The following is a 23,755-nucleotide window of genomic DNA, read 5'->3' as shown; positions in this document are numbered from 1 at the left end:
TTCTAAATATTTAAGGCATAAAAAAAGAGAACCGAAAGGTTCTCTTTTTTCGATAATCTAAAAACTAGATTATTTAGCAGCAGAAGCTGGTGCAGCAACTTCAGAAGCAGCAGCAACTGGAGCAGAAGCAGCAGCAGCGGCAGCAACAGTAGCTTCAGAAGCAGCAGTAGTAGCTTCAGATGCAGCAGCTACAGCTTCAGAAGCAGCAGCGTTAGCGTCAGCAGCTGGCGCTTCTTCTTTCTTAGAGCAACCAACGAAAGCTAAAGTAGTAGCAATAGCAGCAACAACAGCGAATTTTTTGAATAACATGGCATCACTCTCATAAAATTGTGAGATTAAAAAAAACCTTAAGTTAGTCTGTTTGTGCTTTTATTATTCCTAAACGCTTTAGGTAACAACGCAGGGAGCAGCCTAACTGGTCTGACGCTATCGTATCAAAGCAATTCGTGAATTACTACTGTTCTGCCCAACAAAACGACAAAAATGGGCAAAATTCGGCTGTTTTTTGATAGAAAATAACTATAGATTATAAAATCTAAATCGGTAAGTTGCGGAAATTAAATAAGTTATTTTATAAATATATAAATAAATCAACGAAATAGTGTTTTTGGTAACTTTTTTAAAAAAATGTAAATATTATGTAAGTATGTCAACCAAATAAAAAAAGCTACCATTAAGGTAGCTTTTTTATCCGACTTTAGGTCGATGCCTTTCTTTTCATTTGATCAAAGAAATCATCATTGGTTTTGGTTTCTTTCATGCGATCCAATAAGAACTCCATTGCCGCAAGCTCATCCATTGGATGAAGAAGCTTACGAAGAATCCAGACTTTACGTAGATTTTCTTCGCTCATGAGGCGTTCTTCGCGGCGAGTACCCGATTTCTTGATATTCATTGCCGGGAATACACGTTTCTCGGCGATACGACGATCAAGAGTAATCTCTTGGTTACCTGTACCTTTGAATTCTTCGTAGATCACGTCATCCATCTTACTGCCTGTTTCAATCAAAGCAGTTGAGATAATGGTGAGTGAACCACCTTCTTCAATATTACGTGCTGCACCGAAGAAACGTTTTGGACGTTCTAAAGCATGCGCATCCACACCACCTGTCAATACTTTACCTGATGAAGGAATGACAGTGTTGTAAGCACGTGCAAGACGGGTAATCGAATCCAGCAGAATCACGACATCTTTTTTGTGCTCAACAAGACGCTTCGCCTTTTCAATGACCATTTCAGCCACTTGAACATGACGGGCAGGTGCTTCATCAAATGTTGATGCAACAACTTCACCACGAACAGTACGTTCCATCTCGGTTACTTCTTCCGGACGTTCGTCAATAAGAAGGACGATCAGGAACACTTCAGGGTTATTGCGGACAATGGATTGCGCGATATTTTGCAATAACATTGTTTTACCCGCTTTCGGCGGTGCAACAATGATTGAACGTTGACCTTTACCAATCGGTGCAACAAGATCAACAACACGTGCTGTTAAATCTTCAGTTGTACCATTCCCGAGTTCCATAATCAGCTGTTCTGTCGGGAAGAGTGGGGTTAAGTTTTCAAATAAAATTTTATTACGTGAGTTTTCTGGGGTGTCGTAGTTAATTTGGTTAACTTTTAATAGGGCAAAATAACGCTCACCTTCTTTAGGTGGACGAATTGTACCTGTAATGGTGTCACCCGTACGTAAGTTAAAACGGCGAATCTGTGATGGACTGACATAGATATCATCTGGTCCAGCTAAATATGAACCAGCCGCAGAGCGTAGGAAGCCAAAACCATCAGAAAGAATTTCGAGAACACCATCACCAAAAATTTCTTCGCCATTCATGGCATGGCGCTTTAAAATGGCAAAAATAATATCTTGTTTACGGTTACGTGCCATGCCTTCAAGGCCCATAAACTCCGCAATTTTAATGAGTTCGCCAATGGGTTTTTTCTTGAGTTCAGTTAAGTTCATAAGTGGTCAGACAGAATGGAATAAGTGGAGGACTACGTTAGGGAAAGAATAAAAATCGACCGCATACATACATGCTGATGTAATTGTATTTACACAACCACAATTCAGTAGTCTGGTTCATTGTTTCAGAGAGAAATGTGAAAACAATTGTTTATTGCCGAGCGGCGATCTTATGTTTTGTGTCTTGTAAGAAGCGCAATGAAGTAGATTCCATTCAAAGCTTCTTGATCCAGAAATATAGATGAAATCAGGGGATTTGTCAATTTTTAACTAGAAATACACTATTCATTTAATAGCGTATTTCTAGCACTGACAATTCAACAGTCGTATTAGATGTTTTGGTCAATAAATGCTGCAAGTTTTGAACGTGGCGCTGCACCAACTTGTTGAGCAACAACTTCACCATCTTTAAACATCAATAATGCTGGAATATTACGGATGTTGTATTTCACAGCAGTGTCTTCGCATGAAGTAACGTCAACTTTAACGATTTTAACTTTACCTGCGTATTCGTTTGAAAGTTCTTCAAGTACAGGTGCAATTGCTTTACATGGCGCACACCAGCCAGCCCAGAAGTCAACAAGTACAGGCGTTTCAGCATCTAAAACATCTGCTTGGAAGTTTTCATCAGTTGTATTAACAATAGTCGCAGACATAAGGTTGCTCCAAATTTAAGAAATAAAGTGCGAATTAGTTCATCATCACGATGAATATTACATTGCTACTTTACTCAATGTAAGGGTTTGTTCCGATTATTCAAGTTTGAAAATGAAAAGTCTAATGGATGCTCACGATGTTGATCATCGACTTCTACAATGATTTATGCATTAAAAGCAGAAATAGGTAACTTTTATTGATTAAAATGACTTTAAAATTGTAAGCATGTGAATTACTCTAATGCGTGAATTGAGCATGGGTTTATATGAATAATGTCTGATTTTCTGATTGATGAAGAGTTACTTGCTGCGATTGATATGGGATCGAACAGTTTCCATCTTGCAATTGCACGTGTTGATCACGGTGAGGTTAAGAAAGTCGCTTCAATGTCAGAAAAAGTACAGTTAGCAGCTGGGCTTGATGAAAATAAGAATTTAACAGAAGCAGCACAACAGCGCGGACTGGCTTGTTTAGCCCGTTTTGTGGGACGTTTAAGTTCGGTACAACCGAATCGTTTAAGAATTGTGGCGACCAACGCATTAAGACAAGCGAAAAATGGTCACGAATTTATTCAGAAAGCTGCAGAAATTTTACCAAAACCGATTGAAATTATTGCAGGTCGTGAAGAAGCACGCCTGATTTACTTGGGTGTTTCCCATACCATGGCCAATGGCGGTCGTCGTCTAGTCGTTGATATTGGTGGTGGATCAACAGAATTTATTATTGGTGAAGAGTTTGAGCCGTTGCATACCGAATCTTTACAGATGGGTTGTGTGGCTTATAGCAAAACTTTTTTCTCTGATGGTGAGATTACCAGCAAAGCATTTGATAAAGCTGTAGTAGCAGCCCGTAAAGAAATGTCAGGTATTGCCAATACCTATAAATCAGTGGGTTGGGATACCGTTGTCGGTTCAAGTGGAACCATCAAAGCCTGTCGTCAGATTGCGGTCAATCTTGGCTTAAGTGATGAACAGGAAAATCTGACCCGTGATGGCTTATATAAGTTAAAAGATCGTTTACTTAAATTTAAACATATCTCTGAAATTGATTTTGAAGGTCTACGTGAAGACCGTCGAGCAGTTTTGCCAGCTGGCGTTGCGATTTTATTTGCCATTTTTGAAGTTTTAGATATCGATAAATTGGCATATTCTGATGGTGCGTTACGTGAAGGCGTGATGTATGACTTGCTTGGTCGTTTTAAGCATGAAGATATTCGTGACCGTAGTGTGCAAGCCTTAATGGGGCGCTACAATGCGGATCCGAAACAGGCAGAACGTGTGGTCAGCACTGCTCAGCAATTGTTTGACGGAGTGGCTGAAAGTCTGAATTTAACCACTGAAGACAGTGACTTACTGCGTCGTGCAGCTTATTTACATGAAATTGGTCTGGCGATTAGTCATGCTGGTTATCATCGTCATGGTGCGTATTTATTGCAGCATTCGGATATTCCTGGTTTCTCACAAATTGATCAAAACCATTTGTCTCATCTGGTTTCACATCACCGTCGCAAGTTGCGTGCAGATGCAAAAAATGACGTTTTAAAGGTCGGTGGTAGCCATTTACTTTATCTTTGTTTATTGCTTCGTCTGGCTGTTTTGCTGAACCATAGTCGTAGTGATCAGATGCTTCCTGCCATTGAACTCAGTGTTGTAAATGATCAACAATGGCAACTAAGCGTATCTGGCGATGCTAAACAATGGCCTTTATTAGTTGCTGACCTGCATGATGAACAATTGCAGTTTAAGCATTGGGACATTGAGTTAAATATTCAGTCAGACAAATTTGTTGATTAACCATATTATTATGGATCATTCTTGACTTATGAAAAATAAAGCGACTCAGTCCAAGGCTTGGGCTACGGTTCAAATTGCACGACATCCTGAACGTCCGCAATTTCTAGATTATGTCAGTGAAATCTTTACTGAATTTGATGCACTTCATGGTGACCGTTTATTTGGTGATGACGGTGCCATGATTGGTGGTCTGGCACGTTTTGATGGGCAACCTGTGATGGTTGTCGGTCAGCACCGTGGCCGCAGTACCCGTGAAAAGTTACAGCATAACTTTGGGATGTGTAACCCAGAAGGTTATCGTAAATCACAGCGCTTACTGGATATGGCTGAGCGCTTCAATTTACCAGTATTTACGTTTGTTGATACTATGGGGGCTTACCCAGGTGTAGGTGCAGAAGAGCGTGGTCAGGCTGAAGCGATTGCAACCAGCTTGGCGCAACTTTCAAGTTTGAAGGTTCCTGTGATTGCGACTGTACTTGGTGAAGGTGGTTCTGGTGGTGCTTTAGGTATTGGTGTAGCAGATCGTGTGATTATGCTCTCGCATAGTATCTATTCAGTGATTTCACCTGAAGGCTGTGCTTCTATTTTATGGAAAACCGCAGAAAAAGCAGCACAAGCAAGTGAAGCGCTGGCATTAACTGCCGATAAACTCCAAGCTTTAGGCATCGTTGAATATGTCGTGGATGAAGGTGAAGGTGCGCATTTGCAACCTGAAAAAGTCATGCATGATTTAAAAGATGTGTTAAAGCAAGCTTTAGATGAATTGCAACCGATGGATGCCCAAGAACGATGCGACGCACGTTATCAACGTTTAATGAAGTTTGGCAGCAGCAATTTAGGCATCGCGTCTTAGGACAAACACAGCATTTTTCTGAACAAACTCAATTCTTGATTGGGTGTAGCGGCGGCATGGATTCCATGCTGTTGCTGTATCTGATGTCTGAACTTTTCCCAAATCGAATTCGTACCATTTATGTCGATCACCAACTGCAAACGCTGAGTGCTGGCTGGGGATTGTTCGTCCAACAGCAAGCTGAAGCACTCAATATTCCTGTTATTCTGCAAAAAGTCACTGTTGAAACTGGCAATCTGGAGCAGCAAGCGCGACAAGCCCGTTATCATGCTTATCAGCAACACTTACAATCCAATGAAATTCTTGTCTTAGCACATCATCAGCAAGATCAGGCTGAAACGTTCTTATTGCGTCTATTTTCTGGGGCGGGAGTCAATGGACTCGCTGCCATGCAACAGCTTGATATCCGAGAGGATATGACCATCTGGCGACCATTTTTAGATTTGAGTCGGGAACAGATTGAACAGTGGTCACAACAACTGGCTTTGAACTATGTCACCGATCTGACCAATCACGATACACATTATGATCGGGCATGGTGCCGTGAACAATTATGGCCGCTGCTAGAAAACCGTTTCCCTAAAATGCAGTCGGCTGTGGCACGAAGCAGTTATTTGATGCAAGATGCAGCGGAAATCTTAAATGATGTGTTGAAACAGGACTGGCAGCATTGTGCAACGGATCGCGAGCTGGATTTAACGAAATTGGCTGGGCTTTCAACTGCACGGCAACGACAACTGTTATCCGCCTGGATTAAAGGTAAAGACCAATATCGGCCAAGTTACGATATGGTGCAGCGCCTACAGAATGAAGTCATTTGGTCAAAACCTGATGCGCAGGCAAGTTTGCATATTTATCAGTATTACTATGCGCGTTATCAGAAAAAAATATACCGTTTAAGCCATGATGAATTGTATGCGGAACAGCAAACAAGCTTTCCGAATATTATTTCTCAACAGTACGAAATAGGACAGGTCGTTCAGGTTGCAGCTGGGCAATTTAAGATTGAATCGCAAGCCATGGGCCTTTCTGCACAGCTATTAGGGCGTGAGTTGAAGTTACTCAAACGTCAGGGTGGAGAAAAAATTCATCTTTATGGTCGTGTTGGACATTGGCCTCTCAAAAAAGCCATTCAAGAAGCACAGATTTTGCCTTGGTTACGTCATACAATTCAAATATTAGTCGTGGATAATGTTATGCTTGGGGTTTTTAGCCCAAAAGGTTTTTGGTTGGCGCAATCTGAGTATTTAGAGCAGGGTGGTTGGCAACCAAGTTTAATTTCTGACTGTACTTTTCAGCAGTCTTTTTGATATGACGAGTAGGACATGGCGACAGCATTGAATAAAAATATTTGTTTTATTGGCGGCGGTAATATGGCGCAAGCCTTGATTGGCGGTTTATTGTCTCGTGGATTACCTACGACACGTATTACTGTTTCTGATCCGGTAGAGCAAATTCGTCACGTATTAGAAGAAAAAGGGATTCAGACCACCACAGATAATGTGGAAGCAATCAAAAATGCAGATGTCGTCGTATTGGCAGTAAAACCACAAGTATTGGCAACGGTATTACAACCATTAAATGGTTTGTTGTCAGATAAACTTGTGATCTCGATTATTGCGGGCGCTGAGATTCAGACCATTTCAGATTTGATTGGTGGCAGTCAGCGTATTGTTCGTGTTATGCCAAATACGCCAGCCTTGGTTCAAACAGGTGCGCATGGTATTTATGCCTCTGAAGCTGTTGATGCACAAGACCGTGAATTAACCAGTCAGATTCTTGCAGCGACAGGTTTAACCATCTGGGTAGAAAATGAAGCACAAATTGATGCAGTAACTGCAGTATCGGGCTCTGGTCCTGCATATTTCTTCTATTTGATGGAAAGTATGATTCGTGCAGGTAAAAACTTGGGGTTGGATGAAAAAGTTGCAACTGCATTGACCTTGCAAACTGCATTAGGTGCGGCGCAAATGGCAATTACCAGCTCAAATTCTCCAGCAGAATTACGTAAAAATGTGACCTCTCCAAATGGCACCACACAAGCAGCTTTAGAGGTGTTTGATCGTGCGCAGATTTCACAAAATATTCAAGCAGCGCTTGCAGCAGCTCAGAAGCGTAGCCAAGAGCTTGCGCAAGAGCTGAGTGACAAGACTAAATCGGTTTAAGTAGGATAAGACAATTATGGGTGCAAGTTCTGCGCTAATTTTTGGTGTTTTGATCAATGTTGCAATTTTATTGGTCTTTTTCCGTTTTTTAATGCAATTGGCGGCAGTGAGTCCATACAATCCAGTGGTACTTTCGACAGTGAAAGCAACCAAGATTGTAGATATTTTTAGCCGTATTTTCCCAACAGTAGGTAAGGGTCGTGTCAATCTAGCGGCAGTAGCTTTGTTGGTGGTGCTGTATTTACTGAAAATGTTCGGTTTGATGTATTTATCTGGACAGATGCCGCACAGCGCAGTGTATCTGGTGATCACAACATTTGTGACCATGATTCAGGACTTGATCCGTTTCTGTCGTTATTTGATTTTTGCCACCATCATTTTAAGCTGGGTGGTGATGTTTACACAGACACGTTCACCGTATATTGAAGTGATTCAGGAGCTGGCTGAACCATTGCTTGCACCTTTCCGTCGTATCATGCCAAATATGGGAATGATTGATCTTTCTCCAATTTTGGCGTTCTTGGCTTTATATGTTGCTGAGATCTTGATGAATGAAGCAGCTAAAGTACTGTTAACAGGTCTTTAAGCAAATTTGATTCAATAAAAAATGGGCCTAATGCCCATTTTTTATTTCTTGATCAGGCGTTGTCTTATGCTTTGGTTGAGTGGATTGGAAAAGTAGCGTGCAATCCAACTCCCTAGGACAATTGCCAGAATAAAGTAAATCAATAATAACAAGAGCTTAATATTACCTTCAGTCAAGGCGGGTGTATAAAACAATTTAAAGAAACCCAGAATGATGAGATGAAATAAATAAATCTCATAACTATTCTTACCGATATTTCTGACCCAATCAAAATGTGAAGATACTGAATCTGCCCGTTCATTGGTGACATTTGCCAGAATCACGATCACGGTGGAAAATGCAAATAAGCTGATTCCCCAGATGCAATTTTCTTTAATCGATCCTGAAAAGTAGATGAGCAGCATAACTGCAATTGCAATCGTTTTCAGTGCCGACCAGACTTTAGGCTGAATGATCAGCTTTGGGGCAAGCAGAGCAGCGAGACAGCCAAAAGCAATGCCATCAAAGCTGGAAAAGTAATGGTATAAATAAGCCCCACTTTCTTCACCGTAATGTAAGAATCTAAAATATGGCGCGAATAGAATCAGACCGATACAGACTAAGACAAATAAACTTTGTTTTCTGAAGAACAATGCAGCCAGTGGGAAGCTTAAATAAAAGACTTCTTCAACCGATAACGACCATAAGACACCCAAGACATAGTTGACCCAGCCATTTTCAATAATCAGGATATTCATCCAAAAGGTGAGGGCTGCTAGATTGACAGTGGATTGCGCAACGATGATCTCATTAGGCGCTTGGGTCATAAAGGGTTTTAGCTCAAACGCACCGAGAAGATTCACCAGACAGATGAGTAAAATCATGGTGGGCATAATGCGAGAGAATCTTGAAATATAGAAATCCCGAATATTGATCTGGGCTAGAGATCCCCAACGTTTAAGGCTATGTGAGGTGATCAGGTAGCCTGAGATGACAAAGAACATGGTGACGCCATAATTTCCATTCCGGGCCAAAAGCGTGGTGATATTCTCTCCAAAAATTTGAAAATTGATGGAAGTATCAAACAATTTATAAGGAATATTAAAGTGATGGAGTAATACCAGAAAGATGGAGATAAAGCGTAATGAATCAATGGAATGGTAACGGTTAAATTGAACTTGATTAAAGGACATATTGCATTCCTTTCTCCTATGCGGATTAGTTTTTATCGGGTATTCTTTATTATTCGTGTTCTTGTAGCGCAGGGGAGTTAATCCCCTGTCTGCAAGAAACATTATGTTTTTATGAGCTGAGGGCTGGCTTAGTGCGCAGCGTCCCAGTTTAGTCCTTGACCGACTTCAACTACAAATGGCACAGAAATTTGCAATACAGATTGCATCACTTCCGCAATTTGTTTTGAAAGTTCATCTGCAATCGCAGCATCCGCTTCAAACACAAGTTCATCGTGTACCTGTAATAACAGCTTGGCTTGATCTTTCGGCAACATTTTATCGACTGCAATCATGGCAAGCTTGATAATGTCTGCTGCACTACCTTGTAACGGCGCATTAATTGCTGCACGTTCGGCTGCCTGCTTAATCATTTTATTGGTTGCCATAATGTCTGGCGTATACAAACGACGGCCGAGAATCGTTTCGACAAAGCCTTGTTCGCGCGCGATCTGGCGGGTACGTTCCATATAATCCAGTACGCCCGGATAACGCTGGAAGTAACGTGCGATATAGCTACGAGATTCTTCACGGGTAAAGCCAAGCTGACGGGTTAAACCAAATTCAGACATCCCGTACAGCAGACCAAAGTTGACCGCTTTGGCTTGGCGACGTTGGTCATTGGTGACATCTTCAATATCAATACCCAATACTTCGGAAGCAGTACGACGGTGCACGTCCTGACCTTGCTGGAAGGCATGAACTAAAGCATCATCTTGAGAGAAATGTGCCATTAAACGCAATTCGATTTGCGAGTAATCGGCAGCCAATAACACACGACCTTCAGGTGCAATAAAGGCTTTGCGAATCTGACGACCAATCGGGGTACGGATTGGAATGTTTTGCAGGTTTGGATCAGTTGAAGACAAACGACCTGTCGCGGTTAAAGCTTGATGATAGCTGGTATGCACACGATGGGTAGTATCATTCGATTGTACAATCAGGCGATCCGTATAGGTATTTTTGAGTTTTGCCAAACCGCGATGTTCCAAAATCACTTCTGCTAAAGGATGCTCAATTTTCTCAAGGATACTTTCGCTGGTGCTGTATTGACCTGTGGCTGTTTTCTTACCACCTTTGAGTCCAAGCTTTTCAAACAGGACTTCACCCACCTGTTTAGGTGACGCCACATTAAAAGCTTCGCCCGCCAGTTCTGCTGCTTGAGCTTCAAGCGTTTGAATCGTTTCTGAAAACTCAACACTGAGTTGATCGAGGAATTGATGATCCAGCTTAATACCATCTTCTTCCATGCCTGTGAGCACGCGAGCAACTGGCATCTCAATGTTATGCAGGATATTTACCAGTTCAGGATGGGCTTTCAGTTTTGCTGCGAGCACTTCATATAAACGATAGGTAACATGCGCATCTTCAGCAGCATAATGGGCTGCCACTTCAAGTTCGATCTGGTTAAAGGTTTTTTGCTTAGCACCTTTACCTGCGATTTGCTCAAATGTCGTGGTCAAATGGCTGAGATAAAGACGCGCAACATCATCCATGCCATGTCGTGTTGCAGCAGCATTCAACACATATGAAGCAAGCATGGTATCGAAATACCAGCCTTGAATAGTGATACCGTGATTGGCAAAGATATGAGCATCATATTTTAAATGATGACCAATTTTCTTCACTCGTTCATTTTCAAGGATTGGTTTGATCTGAGCCAGAACCTGTTCACGATTCAGTTGTTCTGGTGCACCTTCATAGTCATGTGCGACAGGAACATAGTAAGCATCATTGGCATCAAATGCGACCGAGAAACCGACCAGCTCAGCAAAGCGGTAATCCAGATTGGTGGTTTCTGTATCAATCGCAAAATGATCTGCTTGTTGCATGCGCTGCAATAATGCATCCCAATCTTGTTGGCTCAGCACTGTATGGTAAGTTGCTGTACCGAGTTGATCATCCTGACTAGAAAGGCTGGCATGATCTTCAACCACCACTTGCTCGGTTTTTTGCTCAGCTTTGGCAATACTTTGTGATGTCTGTTGATAAGCTGAACTGTTTGGATTATTTGGATGATCCAGCGATTGTAACTGGTTACGGAATTCGAGCTCAGTATAGAGATTACGTAACTGATCTACATTTGGATTAGTGAGTTTAAGGTCATGCCAATCTAAAGCCAGATCAAGATCACAAACAATACTTGCCAATTGATGGTCAATCTTGATGTTCTCTACGTTATCTTTAATGTTCTGGCTGATTTTGCCTTTCAACTGATCGGCATTGGCAATGATATTGCTCAATGTACCGTATTCATTTAACAGTTTCGCCGCTGTTTTCGCGCCGACTCCTGGAACGCCCATAATTCCGTCAGAAGCATCGCCCATCAGGGTCAGGTAATCGATGATCTGATTTGGATGTACCCCGAACTTCTCAAAAACACCGGCTTCATCTAAAACACGTTCTTTAAAACTATCTTCCAGTTTGACGTGCTCATTAACCAGCTGTGCCATGTCTTTGTCACCGGTCGAAATCAGGACATGATGACCTTCTGCCAAAGCGCGTTTGGTTAATGTTCCAATAATGTCATCTGCTTCCGCACCGGGAAGACTATACAACGGAATACCTTGAGCTCTGATCAAAGCATGTAAATAAGGAATTTGCTGAGACAGCTCCTCAGGCATACTTGGACGATCACCTTTATAGATCGGTGATAACTTATGACGGAAAGTTGGTTCTGGTGTATCGAAAATGACAGCCATGTGAGTCGGTTGGGTACGACGCATCAATTTCTGGATTGCTGAAATTGCACCACGTATTGCATTGGTATGTAAGCCAGTAGACGTCGTTAATGGCGGTAAAGCGTGAAAAGCACGAAATAAGAAATAAGACCCGTCAACCAAGACAAAAGGTGGCATTGCGCAAATCCTAATTATAAATTAGTCGGTATTTTACGTGAAAAAGCCGTGGCTGTCTTATCTGAACGCGGATGAGTACGGCTGGATTTGTCGTTTAAGATTTGCAGTATTTTGTATGTGAAAATACCTGCTTATGCAGTGATCAAGTAAGATACCTGCAATGAAGCTGTCATAATTGATATAAGTCTATGTATAAAAAAGACAAACAGGGAATGGTTTTTGTCCTGATTGCTTTGACGGTGCTGCTTGCTTGTGCGGTTGCATTTAAATGGCATGCGACTGTTATCGCAGCGACGATCGGGCTGACCGTTGTTATTGTGCACATTCTGTCTGAGATTCATCAGCGCTTGCTGCAACTTGAACAGGCAATGCCGAATCATTTTGCACAGACAGCGGGTATTGGCGTACAAAAAGTTGTGATATATGGTGCGGCGCTCGTCGCGCTATTTGCCTATGCCAATACTTGGATGTGGCTGGCTGGCGGCGCTTTATTGGTATTGCTGTTGTGCCTGATTCAAACGATCAGTGCCTTTCAAACCCGTTTGTTACATTTGGAGCATGACGCGATTCAGCGACATCAGGTTGGGATGGAGAGCTTCGATCACTCACAGCAGAGCCATCCTGATCAGAAGATTGAAACGATTCCCACAGCTACAGTTTCCTCACATTCTATTCAACCCGAGCAGCATCCTGAATGGATGCATCAAGAGACTTCATTAGCTCAAGCAACATTGGGACAGACTTCGACTCCAGTTACTCAAGCCGTTGAGCCTAAAACACCGAGTTGGTGGCAGCCTGCACTGGACTGGATGATGCACGGTAATCCAATCCTTCGTGTTGCTGTCGCCGTACTCATGGTCGGTGTGGTTTTATTATTACGTTTTGCCAGTGAACATTGGCAGCTCAGTCTTGGCGTGAAGCTGGGTTTTATTGCCAGTGCAGGGGCAGTGACGACGGTTGCAGGTTATTTACTGCAAAAGAAAAATCAATTATTTGCAGTTGCGTTACAAGGCGTTGGGTTAGCCGTCATTTTCTTGACGCTGATTTTCTCTCATCATTTTGCCGTAATTGCCAGCTTAACGACTGCCAGTATTTTATTTGTGATTTTATTATTAGTCACAGTTTATCTGAGTTTAAAGCAGCAAGCCCTGTATTTAGCCATGTTGGCATTGACCATGGCTTATCTTGCACCTTTGGTGATTCCACAAAATCATCCTGATGTGATTTTCCTGTTTGGCTATTACTTTGTGATTAACTTGGCAGTGGCAGCGTTGAACTTTATTCAACCTTGGAAAATCCTGCATCAAATTGCATTCTTTGCCACCATGTTTATTGGTGGTTCGACCATCGGAATTTATGCAAATTCAGCGCAGTTTAATACCTTGGATATGATCCTGTGGTTGCATATGGTTTTATTCATCTGGCTCAGTATTCGTTATAGCCAGTTGATGCTGCGTGCTCAAAACCAGCAGCAACAAACAGATCCGACATCTGAGCGCTTACAGCCGATTTTAGATGTTGGTCTGATCTTTAGTGTGCCTGTCTTGGGCTTTTCCTTACATGCTTATTTAATGCATAACTCAACCTCAGCCCTCACTTGGGGGGCTGTTGCACTTGCCGCGACTTATATTATTTTAAATCTCTGGATTAAACGTCAGCATCCACAATTATCAATCTTGGCCAAAAGTTTCTTTATCCTTGCGGTGGTGTTTGTTGCATTGATTTTCCCATTGGCTAAAGGAGCACATTGGACTTCAACTGGCTGGGTGATTCAGGGCACGGCATTAATCGTTTGGGGTGTCACTGAGCGATACCGTTTAAGTCGTTATATTGGCGTCGCTTTGGTCTTGCTCAGTTCGGTAGCACTACTGTTTCAGGTCTGGTCAAATGATCATTTCCCGATTTTAAGCACCGCAATTTTTGCTTTAGCGCAATTTATTTCGGCCTTTTACTTGTTGCATTATCAGGAAGTCGAAAAGTACTTTAGTGCACGGATGCTGAGCGGCGTGTTTTTAGCGCTTGGTTTATATTCTGGAGCAATTGCGGCTGTTGAATTGATGCATTGGCAACAGCATGGGCTAAGTCCTTATCTTGCGATTGCGGTAATATTACTGGCACTGTTTAGTCTGGTGGTGCATGTTAAATCACGATTGCAGTGGGGCAATGTACAACTGATCTTATTGGCTGGCTTATTAGCTTTGCTCTATGCGGAAAGTTTTGCTCAAAATGTGTATGCCGTTTGGCACTGGTCGAGTGGTTTAAATCAGATCAGCTTTGCTGTGGCTTCGATTACGATGACGTTAATACTGACCAGCTTGAGTGCTTACACATCTAAAGCGTCGCTCATGTTGTGGTCAGCTTTGCTTTGGCTCAGTCTTGCCAGTATTGGATTGGCTATTTTCCCCATCATGCCACTTGTTGCGCTTGCGATTGTCCCAGCCATTTATAGTATATGGCGATTTATATCGAATAAAACCCAGTTGCTCCATCAGGTTCCGATCTGGTGTCTAACCTTAGTCTGGCTGGTATTGGTCAGTCTAGATCTATATTCTGCACAGCAATATTATGTGCTACCGTTGCTTAATCTGACGGATATCCTGTCTTTATTGATGTTCTTCGGTCTGATCTGGGTAATTTATCATCATGACTTTAGTGCAGAGCGTTCGATAGAATGGGGCTTTAAAGTGACCACGATTTTGATTGGTCTATTGGTACTGAGTAGTGTGGTGGTACGTGCCATGCATCATTATCTAGGAACACCATTCTGGGGGACAGCAATCTGGTCAAATGGCGATGTGCAACTCAGTTTGACATTGCTATGGGTTATTTTAGCCTTCGTTCTCATGACTTTTTCCAGTCGCCGCCACATCCGCCAAATCTGGTTTGTCGGTGCGGCTTTATTGGGAATCGTGGTCATGAAGTTGTTGTTATTGGACTTATCGCAAAGTGGCACTTTAACCCGCGTGATTTCGTTTATCGGTTCGGGAGCGGTGATGCTGGTGATTGCTTATTTGGCACCGTTGCCACCTGCGCTAAGTGAGACCAAGAAAGAAAGCTAATTATCTTTCTTTCTCGTCTTTTTTCAGTTCTTTCTGATTGGCATATTGATCGATTTCATCATTTTCCAAAGGTAGAGGTCGATCAATCAGACCCATCTTCGGTACTGGAATTTCGATCTCATTTTCCAGAAAGCCATTACGAATCCGTTCCTGCATTTCATCGCGGACTTTAAGTGAATTTTCCTGACGGCACCACACCGCAAATAACAACTCAATTGAAGATTCCCTAAATGCAGTAACAGTGACCGTGGCTTTCGGGTCATCCATCACCAGTGGATATTTCGCTGCCACATCTAACAAGACTTGGCGCACTTTGATGATATCTTCATGGAAATTAATCGCGAGCGTAATCGGGATACGCCGTATCGGATATTTGGATAAGTTCATCACGGGCGTTCGAATCAGTTGTTCGTTCGGCAAGCGAATATAAACATTATCCAGCGTCAAAAGTTTGACTGAGAGTAAGTCAATCGAAATGACTTCACCTTCAATGGTTTGACCCCGAATCAAGGTAATTTGAATGGTATCACCGACTTCAAAGGAACCTTCACCAATCAGGAACAAGCCACTGATCAAGTTGGTTGCAGAAGTCTGAGAGGCGAAACCCAAAGCGACCGTCAAGATCCCCGCTGCACCGAGAAAGACACTCAGTTTAAAACCCGCTTCCCTTAAACTGGTCATGATGAACAGCAAGAAAATAAAGTAAAAAATGCCTCGACGCCATAATAAGCGTTGATGTGCATTAAAACGGCTACCAATGGTGCGGATAAAGGCATTGGAGACCAGTCGAGCAATCAGGAAGCCGATAAAACATAAAATAATGGCGACCACGATTTCGCTGAGGCGCTCAAAATTAATGTTGGTAAAAACACTGGTCAGGCTGCCAGCAACATCTTTTGGAATATTTGAATTCGGCATGGCAACCCCTTAGAAGAATGAATCAAACATATTGAATAAGGTGCTACCGGGAGCTCGAGGGGGATGTACATAAGTGACTTCACCTGCCTGAGTCGGGGTTTTGTTTTCAATGCGAATTCGTGCCGGATGATCTGTGCCTTCGTAATAGACTTTGATTTGCGAGGTCCATAAGCGCCCTGTACTTTCACTATAAAATAATGGCAGGGCAGGCACAGGCACATTCATACGGTCAAAGCGCAATTGATGATGACTGGTATTGTGAAACTCAATTGGCGTGACCGCTCGGAAAGCGCGTGGTTTAAGGAGATTCAAATCGATACGACCATCGACTGAAGTGGCGTAGCAAATCTCACCATTTTGTGGGTCTTTACCAAACCAGGTGTCTTTCGGTTGAATGACTGGGATATCAAAAAGCGGTTCAGAAAGCCCATCCACCAGACCTGCGATCCACAACGGTGTGCTGATATATAAAGTTCCGCGCTGACCCGCTGGAATATAAATCGGATCCACAGGACGAATCACCACTGAACGATCAGCCAGACGCGGCATTAAATGAAACGTACTATTGGTTTTATGAAACATGTAGCGTTCAATTTTTGCTGGAGGCGGCATGGCAAATTCAATATCGTTCAATATTCGCCACTGTTGTTCGTAGTCATGCTGAAACTGAGGACGATGATATTCAAGACGCCATTCTTTAATGCCGCGAGTCAAACGAAAGAGCAATGAACCGAATTGCCAAGCTTTGGCCTGTTGAAGTTCGAATTGTTGTTCACCCCACCATTTCAAAGTATTGGAAGGTGGTACTTCAAATTGATTATTTTGAGACAAGATGCAAAATTCCTTTGTGAGTATGCTAAACAGACTTCACGCTGTAATCTGCTTAGAGTACACTCAATACTTTCTCTTATCATTATTTGTGTGATGCAAATACTTAAACAAATACAAATTCCTTATAGTTTTGCGAAGCGACATGGCGTTTTATTGCGCTATGAAGGTGATCAAATTTTTATTGTACGACGCAAGGACACTGCGCGTATTGCGTTGCAGGAAGCGCGTCGAATTCTGGGGAAATCTGCTCACGATCAATTGTGTAGTGATCAGGAGTTTCATGCCTTATTAAGTTCCAGTTATGCGGGCGATACAGGCGAGTCGCAGCAAGTTGCAGCAGGACTGGAAGATCATCCCGATTTACTGAGTCTGGCCGATCAGGTACCTGAAGCCGAAGACTTGATGGATCAGGAAGATGATGCACCGATTGTTCGTTTAATCAATGCCTTATTATCGGAAGCGATTCGCGTCAGTGCCTCAGATATTCATATTGAGGCCTTTGAGAAAAAACTGTCAGTACGTTTGCGTGTTGATGGTCAATTGCGTGAGATCGTGCAGCCACGTCGTGAGCTGGCACCGCTCTTGGTATCTCGTATCAAGGTCATGGCGAAACTGGATATTGCCGAAAAGCGAATTCCACAAGATGGTCGTATTTCATTACGCCTTGCTGGACGCGAAGTGGATGTACGTGTTTCGACTTTGCCTTCTTCGCATGGTGAGCGTGTGGTCATGCGTTTGTTGGACAAGCAGGCAGGGCGTTTAAACATGACCCATTTGGGCTTGATGAAAAATGACTACGAGCGCTTAACCCAACTGGTCCATCGCCCACATGGCATTATTCTGGTGACTGGCCCAACAGGTTCGGGTAAAACCACCACCTTGTATGCCGCATTGTCTGATCTGAATGACAATACCCGTAATATTCTGACAGCCGAAGATCCAATTGAATATCAACTGGAAGGGATTGGACAAACTCAGGTCAATACCAAAGTAGATATGACCTTTGCGCGTGCGTTGAAGGCGATGTTGCGTCAAGATCCAGATGTGGTCATGGTCGGTGAGATTCGTGACTTGGAAACTGCTGAAATTGCGGTTCAAGCTTCGTTAACGGGTCACTTGGTACTTTCCACACTGCATACCAATACTGCAATTGGTGCGGTAACACGTTTAAAAGATATGGGGATCGAACCTTTCCTCTTGGCAAGCTCTTTAATCGGCGTGATTGCCCAACGTCTGGTTCGTACTCTATGTCCGCATTGTGTGACATGGCGTCAGGCGGATGATTTTGAGCGTCAGGTTTTCCAGCATCTTAAAGTTGATGAATATATGCAATTGCCTGAACCACAGGGTTGTGAAAAATGTTCACATGTAGGCTTTAGCGGTCGAACTGCAATTTATGAAATCGTGCCAGTCGATGAGTCGATGCGCCGTTTGATTCATGGCAATGCGGCTGAGTATGAATTGGAAAATCATGCGCGTCGTCATGCGGCTTCAATTCGAGATGATGGTTTATTGAAAGTTTTGGCTGGCAAAACCACATTGGAAGAAGTACTTCGTGTCACCAATGAAGCTGCGGAAGAATAAATTTAAGCCTTGAAATAAAAAACAGCATGCAGATCGCATGCTGTTTTTTTATGGTTGCTAAAATTATTCAGCAGTCACAATATTAAAATTCACATCAATATTGTTGCGGGTCGCATTTGAATAAGGGCAAACAATATGTGCAGCAGCAACCAATTGTTCTGCTTCAGCTTGTTCCATTCCGATCAGATAAACATTTAAAGTGACTTCAATACCAAAACCCGTTGGAATCGGACCAATTCCGACTTCACCTTCTACATAGGCATCTTTGCTGATATTGAATTTATCGCGGTTCGCAACAAACTTCATTGCACCCAAGAAGCATGCAGAATAGCCAGCAGCAAAGAGTTGTTCTGGGTTGGTCACTTCACCGCCAGCACCGCCCATTTCTTTAGGTACACCGAGTTTTACATCTAAAACACCGTCAGAAGAAGTTGCACGGCCATCTCGACCGCCTGTTGCTTTTGCTTTTGCACGATAAACCACTTTTTCTAATGACATGATTATTCTTCCTGAAGATTATTGAATGCAATTTGATCGTACTGGATCTAAATTAAAATACAAGTCAGCAAACGTTATAGATCCTGCCATCTTTGGTCGTGATATGTGTAGGGGAGTTTCTATGTTTTGTAGGTGTTTTATTGATGAGTAGAGGTCATGATTAGTTGTGCCAATTCACATTGATAAAGGACATAAGTGCGAATCGCTTGAATCATAAAGATTGGCTATTGGGGAGGCAATAAATTGATTTGGAGAATCATTTTTATTATTCGCCCAAAACAAAAAAGCATAAGTGATAAGACTTATGCCAGTGCTAGATAATAAATTTGATGTGTCCGTTACCAGAGATCGGCAATTTTTTTCATGAGACGGGCACGATAACGCGCTGTCGGGTTGCCAAGGTTATTTTCTGCTTCAAGTTCAAAATGCTTCTGCCAAGCCTGAATCATGTCTAGGGTGGTGCCTTTTTGCTTAATCACGGCAACATCTTCGCGTCGAATATTATCGAGACGTTGTCTGGCACCTTCTGGGCCTGTTCCCCAGCCAATAATCCATTGGCCAAAAGCATTCAGGGATAAATTTTGTGGTGTAGATAACACTGTTGTTGAAGTGGCCGAGTCATCCGTATTTGCATCAACGGTTGTGGCGTGAAGTGGTACGGTGGCCCCAAAAAAAAACAAAGCAGCGATAAATCTAAACATGAACAAAGCTTAATAAGAATGAGTTGATGATGTTACATCATGCATATCCCAAAATCATTCGACTTTGCTCTATGATGATCAATAAATTGTATTAAATCATGAATCTAGAAATGGTACATTGGTAAAAATTGACCAAGACGGTCAGAATATATTCTATTGTTGGTATTTTGTGCAAAATTGCGATTAAAAAAGCTGATCGCGTTTCATTTTTAATAATTGATGAGCTTGCGATGTTGCATCAGTGGCATAGAGGCACGAATTGCATTTTGTTCTTCAAGATCAAATGCACTGGTGATTAGACCATGACCTTCAGTTTCGATCATTTGAAGCAGCTGTCCACGACTATCCGTGATTCCTGCATGTCCCCAAGTTTGACGTTTTTCACCATGCCAGCCTTGCTGGGCAGCACCTAAAACATAACATTGGCTGTCCATGGCACGTGCTTGTAGCAGCAACTGCCAATGAAGCTGTCCTGTTGTATAGGTAAATGCAGCAGGGGCCGTTAAGATATTGGCACCTTGCTGACGTAAGGTTAAAGCCAGTTCTGGAAAGCGTAAGTCATAGCAAACCATCAGACCAATGTTACCAAAAGGTGTTTTGGCAACGACGACCTGATCACCAGGTTCAAAGAATTTAGACTCCTGATAACCGCCGACTGCATCACTGACTTGCACATCAAATAAATGAATTTTGTCGTAGCGAGCTTCTGTACCTTCAGGACTAATACATAAACTGACGGTTCGAACCCGACCATCCTGAATGATTGAACCATCTGGACGGAAAGGGCATGGGAGCGTGCCCGCAATTATCCAGATTTGATAGCGATGCGCCAGTTGCTCTAATCGTTTTTGAATACTCTCGAATTGAGCTGCGGTTTCACGTTGTTTACCCGCAGCAAAGCAGACAAAGTTTTCAGGTAAGACGATGAGCTCAGCAGCCTGAGCTTTACTCTGTTGAATTAATGATTCAATGACATCGAAATTTGTTTCGATATCATTTTGGGAGTTCATTTGTGCAACAGAAAGTAAAGTCATATAGGCGCCGCGATATCAGGTTGAGTGATCAAGCGTTTTGTTTATGTGCATCGAGATTGAGGCAATCTTGTTCTTTTTGCAATTGTTTAACCAGAGGTTCAAACATATTCTGGTTATTTTCGTTTAAACGCATCAACGTTTTATGTGCATCGAGCACAGTATTGAGCATGGCACTATGAGTGACATGTTCATCGGTAAGCTCCAAAGTACATACACTCGGATCACCACAGTAATTTAAAATCACAAATACCTGTCCTAGCCCCATACTGTTGGCTAAGGTTGTAATATCTGGATTTGTTGACAGCATGACTGCTTGGATCTGATGAACTTGCTTTAGCTTTAAACCCAGTTTTGCCAGAATGCCTAAAACGGTACTGTCAATAAACGTGGTTTCAGTTAAGTCAACGATTGCACCAACAACATTTTGCTGTTGTTCAATTCGGTTGAGCAGTTTGTCTAGACTTATACAAGAGTGAGCACGCACTTCGCCAATAAGCTTGAAAATATGCGTTCCGTTCAAACTTGCATATTCAACATGACCTGTTGACATATAAATGCCATTTTCAGAGAAAGGATATAAAATTATCCCATAGTGATATTCCAGACACAAGTGGTCGGAGGTCTAGATTTAATTAAGTTTTTGATATTTAAGTTAATTCATTCGGCGGAGGCTTAGAATAGCAATGTCATCAGCCACGTGATCTGGGGCTTTAAAGGAATCATTTTGCAAGTGTTCCACCAGTTGATTGAATTGATCATTCAGGCCACCATCGAAGGGTTCAAGCGCCCCATCTGAACAAACAATAAACCGCGCATGGCGACTTAATACACAACGATGTTCTTCAACTTCCAGTTCTTCTGTGAGTCCTAAAGGAAAGCTGCTTGTAGTTAAAATCTGTGGAGGCTGGTTCGGTTCAAAAATGATTGGAGGCGGGTAATGTCCTGCACTAGACCAACGTACTTCATGTGTCGCCAGATTTAAAATACCAGCCACCATGGTGATGTGCTTTTCAATATTCTCTTGCACCAACATTGCATTCAGTTTTTGAATTAATTGACTAGGTGTTTTTGAGCGACCATGAAAAGCTGCCATCCAAGATGTGAGTAGGCTACTGGTGACACCATGTCCTGACACATCCGCAAGATAGAATAAAACCTCTTCATCATTTAAACGCCAATAGTCATACCAGTCGCCCGACAAATAAGCCGAGGGTTGAAAGAACGATTCAAACTGATAGTTGGGGAGCTCAATCGGATTCGGCAACAAACGCTTTTGTAATTCGGCCGCAGAAGGCAAATCGCGACTATCTTGATTACGTTTATATTGAGCATCGATTTTGAATAAAGAATGAATTGGATTTTTTGGCAAGCTATCCCAAATCCAGCCCGCTAAAGCGCCTAATTCCCATGCCTGAGCCAAAGCTGCGCCTTCGTGCTCAAATGCAAGCACAACAGTCGGCAGTTTCCATTGATATTTTAAGAAATCTTGTACATCGGCAATTGCAATAATTGTTTGATCATACAAATCCAGATCATCAACTTGAATGATCTGCAAACTTGGCAACTCAGTTAAAGCTTGATCTAAACAGGGTATGGAGCGTGTGGGTTGAATGAAATACATAGATGAATAGTCAATCCTTTGTATGATCATTTTTGATTCATCGTAGATGAAAGATGATCTATAACATAGTATTGCCAGAGTTTAAATTCTCTGACAATACATAAGTTTGTAAAACATTATTTTAATGTGATCACTTTTCATCAGAAGATGAGTCGTCAACATCATCTTCATCACCAACAAAAGAAACATCATCAGAGTCGCCACGCTTCTCTGCGATCTGAAAAGCCTTACGTTGTAAATAGAAGTCACGGATCATTGAATATTTATCGCCTTTTAGGCTTTCTTCAATATCCAGAATTTGTGAACGTGCATCAACTGCTTGCAAGACATTGGTTGACCAGTAAATACCTTCCTGATCATCCAGTAAATATTTCTGTGGACGCCCAAAACTATCTGCTGCTAAACCAAAACCATCACGGAACGTACTTGGACCAAAGAATGGCAACATTACATAAGGGCCAGAAGGTACACCGTAATAACCCAGTGTCACACCAAAGCTTTCTTCTTCAGTTGACAATCCTAAACGACGTGCAGGATCTGCAAAACCTAAAGTTGTAAGGGTATTTAAAGTGAAACGTCCTAAAGTTTGAGCAGCACGTGCTGGACGACCTTGAATCAGTTGGTTAACTGCATTCCATGGCTCACCGAGGTTTTTGCGGAACTGACGGTAGGGGCTACGCACAGGTTCAGGAACTTTTGCGACATATTGAATTGCAACTGGCTTTAATAAGTTACGATCTAACATGTCATTAAATGCATAAATCTGGCGATTCAATGGCTGTAAAGGATCTTTAACTGCATCCGGTTGTGCAGCATTAGCATTTACTTTTAAATCATTCTTGGTGAGATGCTTTAAATCTTTTATTGCTTGAATCGTTGAAACCTTTTGCTCAGCCATAACCTGTGGTTGCGGCGTAGCAGATTGATTGGCAGACTCATTTGGAGTCTCTTGAGCGAATACTGATGAACAAGCTCCAGCAGTTAACAACCCAAGCAAGATAAAATTCGAGTAATGCATATAAGTCCTTAATCGCTGTGAGAGCGAAATACAGTCATTAAAATGATTGCGTCACTTAACGCAAAACATAGATATCAAGAGTACAGTTTAATTGTTCTTATCGTATTAAAACAAATTCGGTCGAAAAATATAAGAAAAAATGTAATTTTGCTCTAAAAATAAACACTCGATCAAATAATTCCAATAAATTTAAAAAAGGGTGTTGCATTGGGTTGGGAATGCTGTAGAATGCACATCCATCGGCGGTGATGCAGATAAAAACTTGTTGATAAACAAGGATTTGGCTAGATAGGTTGGATTCTTGGGTTGATTGATAAGTTTTAAAAATATCGAAATTACCTGTTGACTTTGAAGAAATTTAGAGTAATATAGCCGACCTAGCTTGATGATGACGAATCATCGAGA

General features: G+C 42.2%; 20 protein-coding genes. 7 read left to right on the top strand and 13 right to left on the bottom strand.

All coding sequences use genetic code 11. The features are described 5' to 3' along the window. Positions 1-69: 69 nt before the first annotated feature. The 3 genes from EC846_RS00860 to trxA all read right to left on the bottom strand — a co-directional run bounded on the left by EC846_RS00860 (position 70) and on the right by trxA (position 2,622). Positions 70-309: a hypothetical protein gene (locus EC846_RS00860; protein ID WP_123773797.1), complete on the bottom strand. Its 240-nt coding sequence runs from the start codon at positions 307-309 to the stop codon at positions 70-72. 388 nt (positions 310-697) lie between these two features. Beyond that, positions 698-1,966: a transcription termination factor Rho gene (gene rho, locus EC846_RS00855; RefSeq protein ID WP_004664227.1), complete on the bottom strand. Its 1,269-nt coding sequence runs from the start codon at positions 1,964-1,966 to the stop codon at positions 698-700. A 329-nt stretch (positions 1,967-2,295) separates the two neighbouring features. After that, complete coding sequence (gene trxA, locus EC846_RS00850; RefSeq protein ID WP_004774726.1) at positions 2,296-2,622, bottom strand: thioredoxin; 327 nt, start codon at positions 2,620-2,622, stop codon at positions 2,296-2,298. A 273-nt stretch (positions 2,623-2,895) separates the two neighbouring features. Here trxA and ppx point away from each other — a divergent pair, with 273 nt between their 5' ends. From ppx to EC846_RS00825, 5 genes are read left to right on the top strand one after another with little or no spacing between them, the layout of a single operon-like run. After that, entirely contained in the window at positions 2,896-4,416 is a 1,521-nt protein-coding gene (gene ppx / locus EC846_RS00845; RefSeq protein ID WP_004774727.1) for an exopolyphosphatase, read from the top strand. Positions 4,417-4,444: 28 nt separating this feature from the next. Then, positions 4,445-5,269: an acetyl-CoA carboxylase carboxyltransferase subunit alpha gene (locus tag EC846_RS00840; protein ID WP_004774730.1), complete on the top strand. Its 825-nt coding sequence runs from the start codon at positions 4,445-4,447 to the stop codon at positions 5,267-5,269. A 56-nt stretch (positions 5,270-5,325) separates the two neighbouring features. Then, positions 5,326-6,579 (top strand): tRNA lysidine(34) synthetase TilS, encoded by a 1,254-nt coding sequence (tilS, locus tag EC846_RS00835; protein WP_416332305.1) that lies wholly within the window; start codon positions 5,326-5,328, stop codon positions 6,577-6,579. 15 nt (positions 6,580-6,594) lie between these two features. After that, complete coding sequence (gene proC / locus EC846_RS00830; RefSeq protein WP_047431766.1) at positions 6,595-7,434, top strand: pyrroline-5-carboxylate reductase; 840 nt, start codon at positions 6,595-6,597, stop codon at positions 7,432-7,434. 16 nt (positions 7,435-7,450) lie between these two features. Continuing rightward, entirely contained in the window at positions 7,451-8,020 is a 570-nt protein-coding gene (locus EC846_RS00825; RefSeq protein ID WP_004774736.1) for a YggT family protein, read from the top strand. Positions 8,021-8,061: 41 nt separating this feature from the next. Here EC846_RS00825 and EC846_RS00820 read toward each other — a convergent pair whose 3' ends face one another. Together EC846_RS00820 and polA are read right to left on the bottom strand one after the other, a co-directional pair. Beyond that, entirely contained in the window at positions 8,062-9,192 is a 1,131-nt protein-coding gene (locus tag EC846_RS00820) for an acyltransferase family protein (protein WP_123773795.1), read from the bottom strand. Between the two features lie 128 nt (positions 9,193-9,320). Next, positions 9,321-12,086, bottom strand: coding sequence for a DNA polymerase I (gene polA, locus EC846_RS00815; protein ID WP_123773794.1), 2,766 nt, complete (start codon positions 12,084-12,086; stop codon positions 9,321-9,323). 188 nt (positions 12,087-12,274) lie between these two features. On the opposite strand from polA, the gene EC846_RS00810 reads away from it, so the two are divergent. Next, a complete protein-coding gene (locus EC846_RS00810) occupies positions 12,275-15,145 on the top strand; it encodes a DUF2339 domain-containing protein (protein WP_123773793.1) in 2,871 nt (956 codons plus the stop codon). Here EC846_RS00810 and EC846_RS00805 read toward each other — a convergent pair whose 3' ends face one another. Together EC846_RS00805 and EC846_RS00800 are read right to left on the bottom strand one after the other, a co-directional pair. Next, the gene (locus tag EC846_RS00805; RefSeq protein ID WP_004774742.1) at positions 15,146-16,063 is read right to left on the bottom strand and encodes a mechanosensitive ion channel family protein; all 918 of its coding nucleotides are present in this window, start codon (positions 16,061-16,063) and stop codon (positions 15,146-15,148) included. A 9-nt stretch (positions 16,064-16,072) separates the two neighbouring features. After that, positions 16,073-16,894: a hypothetical protein gene (locus EC846_RS00800; RefSeq protein WP_004774743.1), complete on the bottom strand. Its 822-nt coding sequence runs from the start codon at positions 16,892-16,894 to the stop codon at positions 16,073-16,075. A gap of 93 nt (positions 16,895-16,987) precedes the next feature. Between EC846_RS00800 and gspE the strand changes: the two genes are divergently transcribed. Next, the gene (gene gspE, locus EC846_RS00795; protein ID WP_004774744.1) at positions 16,988-18,478 is read left to right on the top strand and encodes a type II secretion system ATPase GspE; all 1,491 of its coding nucleotides are present in this window, start codon (positions 16,988-16,990) and stop codon (positions 18,476-18,478) included. Positions 18,479-18,541: 63 nt separating this feature from the next. On the opposite strand, the gene EC846_RS00790 is transcribed toward gspE, so the two are convergent. From EC846_RS00790 to EC846_RS00765, 6 genes are all read right to left on the bottom strand, one after another. Continuing rightward, positions 18,542-18,976, bottom strand: a complete 435-nt coding sequence (locus tag EC846_RS00790) for an organic hydroperoxide resistance protein (protein WP_069578883.1) — start codon at positions 18,974-18,976, stop codon at positions 18,542-18,544. A gap of 338 nt (positions 18,977-19,314) precedes the next feature. Beyond that, complete coding sequence (locus EC846_RS00785) at positions 19,315-19,677, bottom strand: DUF4951 domain-containing protein (RefSeq protein WP_123773792.1); 363 nt, start codon at positions 19,675-19,677, stop codon at positions 19,315-19,317. Between the two features lie 209 nt (positions 19,678-19,886). Further along, positions 19,887-20,711 (bottom strand): carbon-nitrogen hydrolase family protein, encoded by an 825-nt coding sequence (locus EC846_RS00780; protein ID WP_123773791.1) that lies wholly within the window; start codon positions 20,709-20,711, stop codon positions 19,887-19,889. Between the two features lie 28 nt (positions 20,712-20,739). After that, positions 20,740-21,261: an anti-anti-sigma factor GigB gene (gigB, locus tag EC846_RS00775; protein WP_004774748.1), complete on the bottom strand. Its 522-nt coding sequence runs from the start codon at positions 21,259-21,261 to the stop codon at positions 20,740-20,742. A gap of 102 nt (positions 21,262-21,363) precedes the next feature. After that, entirely contained in the window at positions 21,364-22,332 is a 969-nt protein-coding gene (gene gigA, locus EC846_RS00770; protein ID WP_005255048.1) for an RsbU family protein phosphatase GigA, read from the bottom strand. Positions 22,333-22,462: 130 nt separating this feature from the next. Continuing rightward, positions 22,463-23,350 (bottom strand): VacJ family lipoprotein, encoded by an 888-nt coding sequence (locus EC846_RS00765; RefSeq protein WP_123773790.1) that lies wholly within the window; start codon positions 23,348-23,350, stop codon positions 22,463-22,465. Between the last annotated feature and the right edge of the window lie 405 nt (positions 23,351-23,755).

This window comes from Acinetobacter sp. BIGb0102 (assembly GCF_003815055.1).
In the GTDB taxonomy this organism is placed as follows: domain Bacteria; phylum Pseudomonadota; class Gammaproteobacteria; order Pseudomonadales; family Moraxellaceae; genus Acinetobacter; species Acinetobacter vivianii.
Note: the sequence above shows the minus strand (reverse complement) of the source record. Positions and strands in the feature narration are given on the sequence as shown.

What these genes read in the sequence shown, in the direction of transcription:
- EC846_RS00860 (WP_123773797.1), bottom strand. Translation starts at nt 309, where the DNA reads ATGTTATTCAAAAAATTCGCTGTTGTTGCTGCTATTGCTACTACTTTA.
- rho (WP_004664227.1), bottom strand. Translation starts at nt 1,966, where the DNA reads ATGAACTTAACTGAACTCAAGAAAAAACCCATTGGCGAACTCATTAAA.
- trxA (WP_004774726.1), bottom strand. Translation starts at nt 2,622, where the DNA reads ATGTCTGCGACTATTGTTAATACAACTGATGAAAACTTCCAAGCAGAT.
- ppx (WP_004774727.1), top strand. Translation starts at nt 2,896, where the DNA reads ATGTCTGATTTTCTGATTGATGAAGAGTTACTTGCTGCGATTGATATG.
- EC846_RS00840 (WP_004774730.1), top strand. Translation starts at nt 4,445, where the DNA reads ATGAAAAATAAAGCGACTCAGTCCAAGGCTTGGGCTACGGTTCAAATT.
- tilS (WP_416332305.1), top strand. Translation starts at nt 5,326, where the DNA reads ATGGATTCCATGCTGTTGCTGTATCTGATGTCTGAACTTTTCCCAAAT.
- proC (WP_047431766.1), top strand. Translation starts at nt 6,595, where the DNA reads ATGGCGACAGCATTGAATAAAAATATTTGTTTTATTGGCGGCGGTAAT.
- EC846_RS00825 (WP_004774736.1), top strand. Translation starts at nt 7,451, where the DNA reads ATGGGTGCAAGTTCTGCGCTAATTTTTGGTGTTTTGATCAATGTTGCA.
- EC846_RS00820 (WP_123773795.1), bottom strand. Translation starts at nt 9,192, where the DNA reads ATGTCCTTTAATCAAGTTCAATTTAACCGTTACCATTCCATTGATTCA.
- polA (WP_123773794.1), bottom strand. Translation starts at nt 12,086, where the DNA reads ATGCCACCTTTTGTCTTGGTTGACGGGTCTTATTTCTTATTTCGTGCT.
- EC846_RS00810 (WP_123773793.1), top strand. Translation starts at nt 12,275, where the DNA reads ATGTATAAAAAAGACAAACAGGGAATGGTTTTTGTCCTGATTGCTTTG.
- EC846_RS00805 (WP_004774742.1), bottom strand. Translation starts at nt 16,063, where the DNA reads ATGCCGAATTCAAATATTCCAAAAGATGTTGCTGGCAGCCTGACCAGT.
- gspE (WP_004774744.1), top strand. Translation starts at nt 16,988, where the DNA reads ATGCAAATACTTAAACAAATACAAATTCCTTATAGTTTTGCGAAGCGA.
- EC846_RS00790 (WP_069578883.1), bottom strand. Translation starts at nt 18,976, where the DNA reads ATGTCATTAGAAAAAGTGGTTTATCGTGCAAAAGCAAAAGCAACAGGC.
- EC846_RS00785 (WP_123773792.1), bottom strand. Translation starts at nt 19,677, where the DNA reads ATGTTTAGATTTATCGCTGCTTTGTTTTTTTTTGGGGCCACCGTACCA.
- EC846_RS00780 (WP_123773791.1), bottom strand. Translation starts at nt 20,711, where the DNA reads ATGACTTTACTTTCTGTTGCACAAATGAACTCCCAAAATGATATCGAA.
- gigB (WP_004774748.1), bottom strand. Translation starts at nt 21,261, where the DNA reads ATGTCAACAGGTCATGTTGAATATGCAAGTTTGAACGGAACGCATATT.
- gigA (WP_005255048.1), bottom strand. Translation starts at nt 22,332, where the DNA reads ATGTATTTCATTCAACCCACACGCTCCATACCCTGTTTAGATCAAGCT.
- EC846_RS00765 (WP_123773790.1), bottom strand. Translation starts at nt 23,350, where the DNA reads ATGCATTACTCGAATTTTATCTTGCTTGGGTTGTTAACTGCTGGAGCT.